10 protein-coding genes and 1 tRNA gene are annotated in these 13,841 nt (G+C 58.1%); 2 read left to right on the forward strand and 9 right to left on the reverse strand.

Annotation, left to right across the window (positions count from 1 at the left end; genetic code table 11):
* Positions 1-98: 98 nt before the first annotated feature.
* The 7 genes from ACR0AC_RS13110 to ACR0AC_RS13140 form a co-directional block, all read right to left on the reverse strand.
* Positions 99-1,385 (reverse strand): dynamin family protein, encoded by a 1,287-nt coding sequence (locus tag ACR0AC_RS13110; RefSeq protein WP_480873942.1) that lies wholly within the window; start codon positions 1,383-1,385, stop codon positions 99-101.
* A complete protein-coding gene (locus ACR0AC_RS13115; protein WP_170622135.1) occupies positions 1,382-3,421 on the reverse strand; it encodes a dynamin family protein in 2,040 nt (679 codons plus the stop codon). Before ACR0AC_RS13115 ends, ACR0AC_RS13110 begins: the two co-directional genes overlap by 4 nt.
* A gap of 64 nt (positions 3,422-3,485) precedes the next feature.
* On the reverse strand, positions 3,486-4,346 hold the full coding sequence (locus tag ACR0AC_RS13120) for a hypothetical protein (RefSeq protein WP_480873945.1): 861 nt from the start codon (positions 4,344-4,346) through the stop codon (positions 3,486-3,488).
* 23 nt (positions 4,347-4,369) lie between these two features.
* Positions 4,370-4,771 (reverse strand): hypothetical protein, encoded by a 402-nt coding sequence (locus ACR0AC_RS13125; protein WP_480626721.1) that lies wholly within the window; start codon positions 4,769-4,771, stop codon positions 4,370-4,372.
* 52 nt (positions 4,772-4,823) lie between these two features.
* The gene (locus tag ACR0AC_RS13130) at positions 4,824-6,530 is read right to left on the reverse strand and encodes a dynamin family protein (RefSeq protein WP_480626722.1); all 1,707 of its coding nucleotides are present in this window, start codon (positions 6,528-6,530) and stop codon (positions 4,824-4,826) included.
* Positions 6,531-6,538: 8 nt separating this feature from the next.
* Positions 6,539-8,548 carry a dynamin family protein gene (locus ACR0AC_RS13135; protein ID WP_170453748.1) on the reverse strand — a complete coding sequence of 670 codons (2,010 nt, stop codon included), beginning with the start codon at positions 8,546-8,548 and terminating at the stop codon, positions 6,539-6,541.
* A gap of 3 nt (positions 8,549-8,551) precedes the next feature.
* Positions 8,552-8,974, reverse strand: a complete 423-nt coding sequence (locus ACR0AC_RS13140; protein WP_170453747.1) for a hypothetical protein — start codon at positions 8,972-8,974, stop codon at positions 8,552-8,554.
* Positions 8,975-9,726: 752 nt separating this feature from the next.
* On the opposite strand from ACR0AC_RS13140, the gene ACR0AC_RS13145 reads away from it, so the two are divergent.
* Positions 9,727-9,811, forward strand: a tRNA-Leu gene (locus ACR0AC_RS13145).
* Positions 9,812-9,906: 95 nt separating this feature from the next.
* Here ACR0AC_RS13145 and ACR0AC_RS13150 read toward each other — a convergent pair.
* Positions 9,907-11,031 carry a glycosyltransferase family 4 protein gene (locus ACR0AC_RS13150; RefSeq protein ID WP_480874041.1) on the reverse strand — a complete coding sequence of 375 codons (1,125 nt, stop codon included), beginning with the start codon at positions 11,029-11,031 and terminating at the stop codon, positions 9,907-9,909.
* 142 nt (positions 11,032-11,173) lie between these two features.
* Complete coding sequence (locus tag ACR0AC_RS13155) at positions 11,174-12,091, reverse strand: polysaccharide deacetylase family protein (RefSeq protein ID WP_480873947.1); 918 nt, start codon at positions 12,089-12,091, stop codon at positions 11,174-11,176.
* Positions 12,092-12,339: 248 nt separating this feature from the next.
* Between ACR0AC_RS13155 and ACR0AC_RS13160 the strand changes: the two genes are divergently transcribed.
* Positions 12,340-13,794 carry an FAD-dependent oxidoreductase gene (locus tag ACR0AC_RS13160; RefSeq protein WP_480873950.1) on the forward strand — a complete coding sequence of 485 codons (1,455 nt, stop codon included), beginning with the start codon at positions 12,340-12,342 and terminating at the stop codon, positions 13,792-13,794.
* Positions 13,795-13,841: the final 47 nt, after the last annotated feature.

The raw sequence follows: 13,841 nt of genomic DNA on the forward strand, positions 1-13,841 counted from the left end.
CGATTTGAGACGCTTGGTCTACGATTTCGAAACAATTAAGAATCGGTTTTTGCTGTTTTCGAATCGCCGCAATGCAGCTCAATCTATGCGAGAACGGCTCAGGTTCCGGTTTTTGGCTGCGCCGCAGCAACCGTGCTGCCAGCCCAGGCGAGGTTATCGCCCAGCTGCACCAGAATGCTGATCGCATCTTTCAACGGCGCATCGCCGCTTTCGAATTGCAGCAACAGCAGCAGGTCCGTGGCCTTTTCGAACTCGGCCGGAATCCAGTCAGCCTCGGGGTCGATTTCACCGCCTTGCTCCAACCGTTCGGCGAAATCTTCGACGATTTCCTGACAGCTTTGCAGAAAGGCCGCAGGTTCGATTGATGAGGAATCGCGCAGGTCTTCATAAATGCTGGCAATTGCCGCCAGCCAATCTTCAAGAATCGGATTGTTCAAGGGCGGCAGGGCAGAGCCCAGCGTCGCTTGCATCGATGGCGCGTCTGACTGTTCAGGCTCGGCATCAGGGCCTTGCAGGGCTTCCAGATAAGGCAGGAAGTCCCGTTTCAGATCGTCGCGCGCAGCGTTCAGGTCGTGTTTGCGTCGGTCCGAGGCAGCCTCGAGAACCTGTTCGGCCAGATTCTGACCACCACAGGTTTCCCACAGGTCAAAGTCCGGCTCGGGCTCCTGCGCCAAGGCGCGGACCGCGACCGGGGTGCCAATCGGAACAATCGCGCGGAACAGGCCGTCCTTGTCCTTGTTCAACCGCGCCAAAACCCGGTCCAGCGCGTCGCGCACGGGCGGCAGGTCGGCATGGGTCACGGCAAGCAGGCTGTTGTCGCGCAGCTCGGCGGGAACCTGTGCCCACAAATGGCGCTCGGTCTCGCGCCAGGCGTTGGTTCCGTTGGTGCACCAGATCGCGCAGTCCACGAATTTCAGCAATTCGAGCGTCTGCTTGTACGTATCGTCCAACGCGCCCGATCCGGGCAGATCAAATAGCGAGATTTCCTTTAAGGCAGGGGTGTTCAGCCCAACCGAGATGAAATCAGGCTCATCCGCCGCCGCCTTTTCCAGCGCGATGCCGGAGTAGGTCTTGGGCTGCCTGTCCCACCATCCAACGGTTGTCTCGGGCGCGTCCGCATAGGCAACGATTACCAGTGGCAACTTCAGGTGCTGCGGACCCGTGGGCAGGATATCTGCCCCGGCCAGCATATTGGCAAGGCTGGATTTACCGGCCCCGAACTCCCCCGCGAAACCGATATTGACCGCGTTCGACAGACGTTCTGCATGGGCTAGGGCGCGCGCGCGCATATCTTCCAGCGCGGCGTCGGGCTCCATGTTTTCTGTCGCGGTCAGAAAGCGCCCAAGCTGGCGCACTTCCTGTTCGGTTCCGGGAAAGTCGATCATTCCGCAGCCTCTGCCTGTCTTTCTTCCGCATGGCCGGGTCCAAAGATGGTCTCCAGCTCATCCCTGATGCGCCGCGCCCGGTCAAAGGCTGTTTGCGCCTCGGCAACGGCATTGGTTTCGCCTGCGCCGCTTCTGTGTTCAAGATGCCCGGCCAACAGGGCCAGGTAGTGATCCAGAACGGTGTTCAGCCGTTCCAGCAAATCATCCCGCGTGGTGTCGATCAGATCGTCGCCGATCAGTTCGAACTCCTGCACAATCATCCGCTCGGCCCGTGACACCACGCTGTTGCGCGAGATCAGGCGCGACAGCCAGTTTACACGCAACTCTACCGTGATGCCACGGGTCAGCGCGGTCGTGTCCGGGCGGAACCAACGCACGGCACTGGTGTTCATGCGATTGTCGACCGGTTCCTGCCAACCGGGCAGGGCGCGCAGCGCCGCATTGCACCGCATGTCGATGGCATAAAGCTCGCTGAGCATCCGTTGACGCACCACTTGCGAGGCCCCCTGAACCAGTTCCCGCATCCGGTCGCGCAGGGGCGTAAAGTTCAGCTCGGTATCGCCTTTGGCCAGCAAGGGTGACTTCCCCTCGGGACCACGCACAACGACCGAGACCGCCTCGGCCACGGTGTCATCCATCACGCCGCGCAAGTTCGACAGGATGTCGTCCATGTCGCGGGTAATGTCTTGTGTTTTTTCTGCGATGAGGCCGCGCAGTTCGCCAAGAGTTTTGTCGTTTTCATCCGCGCTGGCCGTCGCTTCGCCGGTTTCGTCCTCAAGCGCGCGCAGATGCGCCTGCGAACGTTCAAACTCACCCTGCGCAAAGCTGTTCAGGTGCTGCCACGCCATGCGCAATTGCTCATCCCGCGGCCCGTCAATCAACGCCTGCGTCACGTGACGGCGCAGGTCCGGCAGGCCCGATGCGATCATGGCCGCAAAGCGCAAGACAGCCTCGCGGCTGATCGGGCCGGGGCCTTGCTTGATCTCTTCTACCCCGTCCAGATACTGCCGCATCTGCTCGGGGTGCGCGCGCAGCCAGGCCAGAACGTCATCATGGTTGACGCCGGTTTCATCGCCCGTCAGCGCGTAGTGTGCCCATTGTGCGCTGCCCATCAGCACATCGATATTCGAATTTCCAAGCGCCTGTTCCAACCCGTCCAGAACGTCGGCACGGACCTTGGTGGCATCCCCGGCACCCCCACTCAGTTCATCCACGCGGTTGATAAAGACCACGATCTGCCCAAGCTCCAAGGCCTGCATCAGGCGGAACAGTTTCAGATCGGCACGCGACAGGGCCTGATGCGCCGACAGAACCACCACAAAGAAATCGGATTCCTTGAGGTACTGGCGCGAGATTTCTTCGCGGATCAACAGCGGGTCGTTGACCCCCGGCGTGTCCGTCACCGTGAGTGGGAAAGGAAAGTGACCGATATCAAAATAAACCTCGGCCTTGCGGGTGATGTCGCTGTAAAGACCCCGGTCGCTGCCGGGATCCAACGGGCCATCCTCGGTCGGGTCATCTCCGGCGCAGACATAGCGCGCCAGATCGTCCGAGGTCAGCTCTTCCAGATCGTGATGCTGGCCCAAAAGCTGTTCGTAGCTGTCGCCAAGACGCCGCTGCGCGCGGGTTTTCATCGCCTCGACCTGCTCTTCGATCATCTCGCGCTTATAGCTGTCCTCGTCATCGGGGAACATGTTGCGCAATTCTTCACCCTCGGCGATCAGCGACTGCCACTGGTGATTGTCGAAGAAATGAAACTCGGCCCCTTCGGTCCGGCCCGAGGGGTGGCCAAAGTGCATATCCGTGATCACCGTGGTCCACGGGTTCACATCCGAGGGCAGGTATTCGGCCTGCCCGGTGAACCCGTTGATCAAACGGGATTTGCCCGCCTTGATCTGCCCGACAAAGGCAATCGACGGTTTCAGATTGGACAGATCGCCGACAATGCGCGAGATGAACTGACGGGTCTCGTCATGGCTCGTCTCATTCATGTCCTCGGCTATGCGGATTAACTCGCGACGATTGGATTCACTCATACTCGTTACCCTGATAAAACTACACGACTTGAATTATTAGAAAATTTGAATGTTTTGGAGGCGATCATCCGTTCACCTCCTGCAACGCAGTCCAAAGATTGACAACCGCCCCGAGTTTTCGGGCTTCATGCACGGCGATTGCGATCTGCTGACCGTCATTCACAACGGCCAAACCAGCACCCTTGCCGCCGGACGGGCGCATGACGATCAGTTGGGGATGATCCAGCGCGGGCTGAGTGTCCTTGTCCCAACCGGCCAAATCGGCCGCAAACTGCGCCAGCAGCGCCTGATCCGGAGACAACGGCCCGCCGGGGGCGCACTCTTCGGCCATGTGAGAGATATCGCCGTCCTGCGCCGAGGCCAGAACGGACCCAAACGCAAAGCGTTCTGCGTCCGCAAAAAACGTCTGGGCAAGTGTGCCGGTTGATTGCGGCTCGGGCAGTTCGGCAACAGGTTCTGCGTCATCGGGTACCACCGAAACAATCGGTTCCGCCGGAAGATCGATCTTGGCACAGGCGTTTTCGATTTCCCGCAGTGTGACGCCGACATCGTCAGCCTCCAGCGCCCTGTCGGGTTGCAGAGACAACAACTCCAGCGGGGCAGGGGCAGATGCAATATCCGTCACCAGCCGCGCCATGTTTTCAATCAATTCGTCACGCGCCGCTGTATCAAAATGGGGCACAGGGCCCGAGACAACGCGGAATACATCGGTCACGCGCGAGCTGTTCACCTCGATTGCCAGACAGTCGCCATTGGCGGCCGTGAACTCCAGACGGCGTGGCAGAATCGTGCCACGGATCACCCGCAAGACCTCGGCCCGGCGCGCAGCAGCCGTGTCCCCCGCGATCACCACCGCCGGGGACAATCGGGCAACAGACGACCGCCCGATATCTTCGAGCATGTCGAGTATGTCCGTGTCCATCATGCCGTGACCCCCTCTGGTCCCGTTCATACTGCGGCCGCAACCGGCCCCAGGCTTAGATGCGATTTCGTCAACGCCAGCCCGACATTCGCGCTGTTGCGACAGATGTAGCAGACCACATGATCGGGATATTCCCGGGTCCGCAGAAAGATGTTCAGCCGGGCTTTCGAGAACACCGCGATTTCCCCAAATCCCGGATTGTCCTCGTCTTCTGTTCCGGCCTGACGCAAAAGCGCCTCAAAACCTGCCACCCCGCGCCCCTGAAACAGGTTCGCCACGGCGATTGCCAGCGAATCCAGATCAACCGCGCCGTCCGGATCGGGCGTGCTGGTGCCCAGCAGCATCCCCGTTTCCATGTCGATATACCCGGCTGCAATGCAGTCGGGTATGGTTTCGATCGCGGTGTTCAAGGCAGCCTGAATTGACATTTAACTAACTGTTTTACCTCACTAATAGGCGGTTATCCCAATCCGATTTCGATTACAAGACATGCCATTCCGCCCCGCTGTTTTCGCTGGTTTTCGGGATCGAGCGCAGCGTTTCCCTGGCTTGCTTAGCGGTATGCTCGACGGCGATCTGATCGAACTCGGACAGAAAGGACTGAAAGACCTTGATCAAGGCTTCTGCGTCCGTGGGCAGATCCTCGTTTTTGGTCACTTCCTCCCACATGGCTGCGGCGCTCAAGGGCGCGCCAACCGCCACTTCGGTCAGATCATTCAGATCGACCACATGGGCTTCGGGACCATTGACCAAATCGGCTGATGCCTTGATCTCGACCAGACCGCTGGTTTCGGGCTCGGGCTCGTATTCCTCTGCGCCCTGGTCCTGCTGTTCGGCCATCAGTGCCGTGATCGAGGATACCGAGACCTCGATGCTGCGCTCATCAGGTTGCGCCTGATCTTGCGCAGGGCCTGCAATCGCTTCGGGTGTTTCCTTCAACGTATTCGTCAGTGATGACAGCAGATCCTCGGACTCATCCGCTGACCCATCCGATGCGTCGTCTGCCAGGATGTTTTCAACTTCATCATCCAGTTCCGCGTCATCCAGAAGATCATAGTCTTCCAAATCGGCCTCGGGATCGGGAACAGCTTCGATGTCCAGCGGATCATTGGCCGTGTCCCGGAAATAGGCGCGCAGCTCGTCCTCATTGCTTTCGTCAATCTCGGGCGTCGACTCGGGCACCATTTCGGCGCGCAAACGCTCGGCCTCGGCTGCGTCGATACGTGTGCGATCCGCATCTTCGGGGCGTCGTTCCACCCGCGCGGGACGAACCGGAAAGCTGGTCACGACCGAGGCATCTTCGCCCGCATCCGTCAACGGGTTCACAAGTTTGAGCGGGGCCGAAGCATCGGGCGCTGCCGTTTCGGTGGTCTTCGACGGGCGCAGCGGCTGCACCTTGGGCGCGTCGGACAGGCTTTTGTCGATCTGATAGCGCGCCAGTTGATCGGCGCGGTTGTCCATGATCTGCTCGGTGATCTCCAGAAAGCTGTCGATCATCTTGCCGCCGCCGCTGCGCGACCACATCTCGGCATCCCCCGTCTTGTCGCGCGCTTCAATCGCATCACGTGCGGAAAACAGAATCGAGCGGTTGAACAGATGCCCGGCCTCGCGGTTCACGCGGCGCAGAACCTTTTGCCGGTCCTTCGCGCTCAGCGCATCTGCCCGTGTCACCAGCAGCAGCGAGTTATGTTGCAACCGTTCAGGCAAGGACACCCAGGTCGCCCGCTCGGTCTCGCGCCAGGCCTGCGTGGCATGGGTGCACCACAAAACCCCATTGGCCTGACCCACCGCACGTTGCCATACATCGGTCGAGATCTTGGGGTCTGATATACCCGGCGTGTCGATCAGATCGACCGCCTCAAGAATGTCCGCCTCAAGAAAGATGCGAATGAACTGCGCATCGTTGACGCCGACGGTTTCAAGCTGATCCAGTTCGATCTGCTCGGTGCTGCCATCATGCCGTTTGACATAGGCCGGACGATTGCCCCAGCTAAACCACACCGGAGGCAACTGCGTTGCCGTCACCTGCGTCGGCAGGGTGTGCGTGCGCAGCAAAAAGTTCATCAGGGTGGATTTCCCGGCGCTGAATTCGCCCATTAAGGCGAAAACCGGCTTCCGGCGCGACCAATGCTCGATACGCTCCCATGCCTTGGGGGAAACGAAACGGTTATGTGTGTCTTTTGCCATTTTTCTACTTATGCCGCTTCGTTGCTAAGGTCTTTCAGGATGTCGCCCAGAATCTCGTCCCGCGATTTCTGCAATTGCAGATTCGCCATCAGAGCCGGAGTCTGCCCGCCTTTTTCAGCCGAGGCCGAGATATTCAGCAGAGTCTCTTTCTGCTCGCGCATGAAATCAGCCAGCCCGGCGCGGACGTTTTCCAGAACCGCTGCGATCTGGTTTTCCTCGATATCCTTGGTGATCGAGTTCGCCTCGGACGCGATCAGACGGGTATAGTCGGCGGCATAGGCCTCGAACCCTTTTCGGCGTTGCCACCACCTGCGCCACCAGGTGCTTTGCAAGTCCAGCGCGATGGTGCGCCCGATGCCCAATGGGGGCGGCACGCGGGGTACGATGGGCGCTTCGATACTGAACTCGCCCAGATGGTTGCCCAGCAGCTTGTGATACAGCGCCTCGACATCCGCTGTGGCCGCGGAATAAAGCGCCCCGGCCTCTTTCTTCATGGACCGGGCAAAGCTGAAATAGGCCGCCTTTTGCAGCGTTCGCAGACCCGCCGGATCGTACTGCCAGGTGCCTTGTTCGCCATTCTCCTCAAGATGCGCAATCAACGAGTCGGTGGCGCGTTTGACAAAATTGGCCTCAGCCGCGTTCAGACGTTCCAGCACCTTGTCGCGCAACGAGGCGGTCAGGTCGGCGACTTTCTTTTCATATTCCGAGGCAACAGTGGCAATGGCGTCCTCGGGCGAGGCCCCGTCCAAATCGCGAACAACGCCTTCGCCGCCCGACAGGGTCTTGGCAACAGCCGTTGCGCGGATCTGGCTGGCGATGTTGCGCGCGCGGTGGCGTACCCGGTCCAGCAAACGCGCACCTGCGCCTTCGGCGATGCGTTCATTCATCGCCAGCAGCAGGTCGGGCAAGCCAGACAGCGCCCAGATCTTGTCCAGCGAGGGAGCCTGATCGCCAAACCCAGCAGCCAGATAGAACGTGTTCAGCGTCTGCCGGGATTCTTCGGTCAGAATGTCCGGGTTGCCGGTCAAAGCAGCCTCGGCCCACAGGGCGCTGCCGAACACAACGCTGGTATTGGCGTCGATGCTGTTCTGTTTCAGCGTGTCCTGAATGCGATCCCGGATTTCAGGAACCTGACTGACCGGGTCCGACAGTTCATCAATGCGGTTGACGAACAGAATGATCTGACGGTTCTCGAACTGCGCGATGATCCGCATCAACGCCATATCCATTGTGGTCAGCGCCTGACTGGCGGCCAGAACCACAACACAGACCTCGGACCCGCGCAGGCTGCGCAGCGTGATCTGTTCGCGCACCATGAAGGTATCGTTCACACCGGGCGTGTCGCACAGCTTCAGCGAGATCGGATATTGCGGGATATCCATGAAAAGCTCGGCCGATTTTGTCACATCGGCAAAACGACCCGTTTTCGGGTCAATATCCGGATCGTCCTCGTCGCCCAGACAGACATAGCGCTGGATCAGTTCTTCGTCGAAATAGTCGTATTGGTGGCTTTGACCCAGAATCAGGTCGAAATGCTTGCCCAGACGATCTTCGGACTTGGCCTTCATCTCGGCGATCTGACGGCGGATATCGTCCATCTCGTCATCGGCACCGGCCCGGTTCGCCAGCTCGCCCAGACGGCCACCACCGACCATCAGATTGTCCCATTCTTCCTGCTCGAAGAACGTGAACTTGGATTTCGTATCACCGGGGGGGCGCGTGTTGATATTCAGCGTCGTCACCACCGAGGTCCACGGGTTCACGTCCGAAGGCAACAGCGCAGGGCGGCCTGCCAGAATATTCACGATCGAGGACTTACCCGCCTTGACCTGCCCAACCATGGTGATGCTGGCGGTGAAATTCTCCATCCGCGTCTTGAGCGTGGCCAGCCGGGCCGAAGACCGCGCATCGGCCACCTCTGTCAATTGGTCGATCTGTGCCGTCAAAGACGACATTGCCGAGGTCATCGGCGCAAGGGCTTCGTTTCCGACAGACAAAAGGTGGTCATTGCGCGCCATGGGTCAGCCTCCGGTTCCGGTGGCAGCAATCTGCGGCTCATGCGACATGCGGCCTGCAGGAAGGCTGGTCAGGGTGTCGATACGGGCGATCAAGTCCAGCGCGTTCCCCAGAATCTCGGCCTCGGCGCGAGGGGAAATTGTTTCATAAGCCACGGAATCGGCCAGAACTTCGATGGAGCTAAAGCGGTCGCCATTTTCCAGACAGGCCACGCGCCGGCCCGTCGGGAACCCGTCGGACTTGGCAGCGGGCAGGGGCATACGCGCGTTGGCCAGCAGGTAATGCTCGCCCGAATGGGTGCGCAGGGAAATGCCAAAGCCTGTATCGGGATGATCGCGGTTCAGGGTCTTGAGTTCACCCAAAAAACTTTCACGAGCAAAAAAGATCGCATCTTGCTCGGCGGCAGCGGAGTTGTTCAGATTGGTCACGGCAAAGAACCTTGTACTGGAGTTGAGCGGAAAACTCGTACGGTGCCAAGGCGGCGAAAAAGACTCATTAACTCCTGCGCTCAACAAGCCCGGCCAAGGCGGTGTTAATTTGACGCGAATAAGATTTTTTGGTGCTTGAAATGTGGCGCAAATGTGATGCGGCTTGCGCAGGAATGCCTCAACCTTTGAGTGTATTACGGGGTTCCGAAGATTTTTTCGGCCGAGTAGAAGGCTGCTTTCAAACCTGACGCAAGGTGAGGTGGAAAAGATGCGATTGGAGTTTCAACCACCTTAAAATATTGTTTTGCTTATATTATTTTCCGCCATGTCGAATTTTCTTCGCCCAAAACCCTGACAGGCAACACCGCTCTGGGCTGAAGGCTGTCCGCGACTTAGGGTGAAAAGACGTTCCGTTTTGCACCCTAAGTGTTGACCGACACAACGTAAACGCGTTTTCCCAAGGCGAACACTGACGAGCCATTGTATCGCCGATCAGAACAATTGTGGCACCCGAATTCCGTCGGCTCATCGACATCAAGATACGTTCCAACTCGTGGACTTTCTGCCAGAGTAACTTACTCAACCGTCGCTGGGATCGAACGCCAAGCAGTGTCTTTCGCGGCAAAAACCCCTGCCGATTAACGGGGTTTAGTCCGCTCGTGACAAACTTGCCATCGGATCAAATTTACCCCTCGCACTCGGCCACAAGCTTTGTTATGCAGCGCCTCAGTCCGGCACGCAGGTGCCCGGTTGCGGGTGTGGCGAAATTGGTAGACGCACCAGATTTAGGTTCTGGCGCCGCAAGGCGTGGGGGTTCAAGTCCCTCCACCCGCACCATCAAAAACCGAAACAACAATCCGATACGGCCGTCCTGAATTGCCTTCGTGCATGCAATCGCCGGGTCATCACGGGATCTGCAAGACGCCGCAGCCCTAGCGCAGGGCAATCTCGGACAACCCAAGCTTGCCCAGCAGAATTTTGACGATACCGACCACGTCGTATTTGTCTTCAACGCGGACCCGCGATGCAGCGCCCATCTCGGGGACAAGGCTTTCATCTTCGACAAACCGAAGCATCGCCTGCGCCAGATCATCCGGGGAACGTACCGGAGTGACAAATCCCGTGACGCCTTCGACAACCGGATCGGGGCATCCCGGCGCGTCAGAGGTTACGATGGCTCGCCCGGTAGCCATGGCTTCCAGCACCGTCCGGGACAATCCTTCGCGGTAGGAGGGCAGCACAAATACTGAGCAAGCAGCCAGATACGGGCTCACATCGTTTGTTTCACCAAGGTATTCCACGATGCCTTCCGACCGCCACATCTCAAGATCCTGCGGCTGAACCGAGGCGGGGTTCGCATCAAGGGGTCCCAGCAATTGACACCGGATTTCCGGATGGATGGCGCGCAGCTGTCTGGCGGCCTCGACATAGTCGAAAACGCCTTTGTCGCGAAGCAACCTTGCGACCATCAGAAATACAGGAGGTCCTTTCGGCGGAGGTGAGCTGGGAAAGTTTGAAAGGTTGACGCCGGATCCGTGAACAATGGTCACTTTGGTCTCAGGCCCAACCAAGCGTTTGGATCTGAACTCGGCCGCATCATCCTGGTTGTAAACAAGAACCTCTGGCACGCGTTTCAGCGCATGTCGGTACAGACGCACGGCCCCGGCTTTCAGAACCCGCTTGTGCAGCTTGTGTTCCAGATCCACAAACACATAGCCCAACCCCGTACACATCGGCAGAAACTGTTTAACGCCCGCCATGCGCGCGGCCAAACCACCGTAGATAATCGGCTTCATTGTATAGGCAAACACAGTGTCCGGAGAATACGAGCGCATCGCCCGTACCAATCCAAGCAGTGTCTGCACATCTTTTGCGGGGCTTGTGCCCGTTCGATCCATCGGAACGCGCAGAAACTCGACCCCAATCTCGGACAGGCGGGCCTGGGTTTCGGGGTCATCATCAGGCGCGCAGGCCAGAACGTCCGCACGCTTGGCCATTTCCTTCAACAGATCAAAGCGGAAATTGACCAGTGAAGATGTCAGGCTGGCGATCACCATCACTTTGGGCAGCCTCCTGCTGCAGCAATGGCTCTGACCGTTGGACGGATCCATCAGATCCGAAACCGCGACCCCGGACTGCTGGGATATCGCAGATGATTGACTTATTTTCCGTGTCAAATCCGGCATTCCTGTCGCCCCATCAACCCGAAACCGGTTCTGTTCTCCTGGCAAGACTGGCCGCGTCCGCCATCGTCAAAGATGGCCAGTCATACTCGGATTTCAGTACTTCATATTCGCTCAGAATGCGACTGAGCATTAAGATGTTGTCTTCGGTGTTCACACCAAAATTGTGGGGGTGAAACCAAAGATGGAACATTTGCCCACCCTCGGCCGCGCTGCGCATTTCGCGCCGGATTGCGCTGGTTTGCAGCCGCGCAGCACTGGGAAATCTGTTTGAATGGGGTCTTAAAAACCGGCTGGCCGGAACGTTGCACAAACCAGCCTCGCGCTTTGCATCGACCGAGGTTGTGTGCGGTCTGGGAACATAGCTGTTGGCCAACCTTGATGCGCGGCGCATCAATCCTTCGTCGCGTCGCGCACTTGGTGTATCAAAGCCAAACGGGCCCGGACCGCGGAACACATCGATGCCTCGGTCACGACAGACGTCCAGCGCCTTGTCACAAACCTGGTTTCTGGGAAACACGATGCTTCTGGGGCGGCTTTGCACCCGGGCCGAGGCTGCAATCGACGCATCTAGATCGGCCTTGAACGCAGCCTGATCCAGCGGCTCTTCCAGACAGAAGTAATGCGAAAATGTATGCGTGCCAATTTCCTGACCCGGGCAACCAACGACCTGCCGGACCAGCGACAGGCCAAAATGATAGGGGTCCTTTTTTTCGTTTTCGCCCAGCTGTTCGAGAAAGGAATATGTTGTGTTTCTCTTGTCGCGAAATTTCGGCTTGCGCTCGGGCAGGGCGGCCAAAAGCTCATCCCGGTCGTCAAAAAACAGGAACCCGACGGTTGCCCAGGTGGCCTTGATCCCGAAGCTGGAAAACAAGTCCAACAGTTGCGGGACAACGTTTCGAACGCCAAGGACGTTGGCGCCGTAGCTTTCCACTGTTTGCGAAGGATAAACGCCCCACATCAACTCAAAGTCGAGTGAAAGAACAAATCCCCCGTTGGATTGTGACCCCGATAACACCAGCTTTTTACCCGTTTAACTTTTACTAAAATACAAAATCGTTCTGATAACCGTCGGTTGATAGACGCGACACAAGAACGCCTAACACGATTAATTGCTAACACGGCCCGGAAAAACTTGCTATACATTCCGAAAATGAATTTTAACCATTGCAATAGTTAAGAATGTCCAATTCACACAGCGACAGCACAAGCATCCCCGATACGATTATCATTGGCGCGGGCCCGTCGGGCCTGAGCGCGGCGTTGGAACTTCAGGCAGCCGGGCAATCATCGATCATTCTCGAACAAGGCACCGAGGTTGGCGGCCTGATGCGGTCCCCGCGTTGGGGGGACTTCATTCTCGATTTGGGGCGTAAGGAGCTATACGCCCGGTTTCCCGAGATTGATGATCTTTGGAGCCAAATGCTTGGCGATGACTACAGGGATTACCCGCACCGCGTTGGCAGCCTGTACCAGGGCAGGATCGTTGAGATGTCTGGCGGGTATCGGGGCGCAACGCGCGGCATGCCTGTAACATGGCTGGCGACGGGCGGGGCTGCGATGCTGAAGGGTTGGATCAAGGGAATGGTCAAACAACCCCGGACATATCAGGATTTTTGGTATTCCCGCGTTGGCAGCAAATTCGCAAAATTGCTGGCCCAAGGGTATTGGGAAAAGTTCCGCGGTGCCCGATGGGCTGACATGCCGCCACCCGAGGCGGATCCGACCGGGAACGGCACCAAATCCGGGCGTTTGGCCTCTGTCAAACAGGCTTTTACGATGGCGCGACGTGGGGGCGTTTCAAAACAGCTTGCCTGGCGACACCCGTATTTCGGCACTGGTCAACTTTTTGAAAAGCTTGCAGCCACCTATGACGACAAAGGCGGCCAGATACAGTTCGGAGCCACGGTCACCGATCTGAAACCGATCAATGGCGAGCAGGTGCTTGTCCGTTGGATCCAAGATGAGGTCGAGCACGAAGCGACCGTTCGCAACGTTGTGTCCAGCATGACGATCGAAAACCTGTGGGGCATGCTGAAAAAGCATGCCGACAGTGACGTCCAGACCCCACAGCCCAAGCCCGAGGCGGATCGGTCAGTGCTACTGGTCTACCTGTTCCTGAAGGCACCTCACAGTTTTCCGCACGCGTGGCTCGAAGTGAACGATCCCAATCTGGATTGCGGGCGCATAACCAATTTTGGGGCCTTTGGTGGCGGGATGGTTCCCGAAGGGCAGGGCGTTTACTGCGTTGAGTATTTCTGTGCCGCGAACGCGCCCATCCTGCAGCTCAGCGAGGAAGATCAGGTCAAAAAAGCGATCTCGGAACTCGAAGGCGCAGGCCTTGTGAAATCCAGCGACATGCTGGGCTCAAAAGTGATTCATTTCCCGCGTACCAATGCGGCTGCCAGTTGGCGTGAACAACAGACGAACTACCGAACCGCCGTGTTTCAGGAAGTTAAGAAGTTTTCTTCAATCTACCATGTGAACCGTCCCGGAGCCGATTGGGCCAGCCTGACCGGCATACAAGCCGCCCGCGCGATTTCCTCGCAAGATCGCAACGGGTTTGATTTGATCGCTGACCCGACCATTCGGCAAAAGGACAACATACCGACCGAGGCCACATCTTCACGTGTTTAGGGTGTTCTGGCTGCAATCTGTCTGATTTTGTTACGGCAACGACGTTG

It is taken from the genome of Ruegeria sp. H7 (assembly GCF_056532945.1).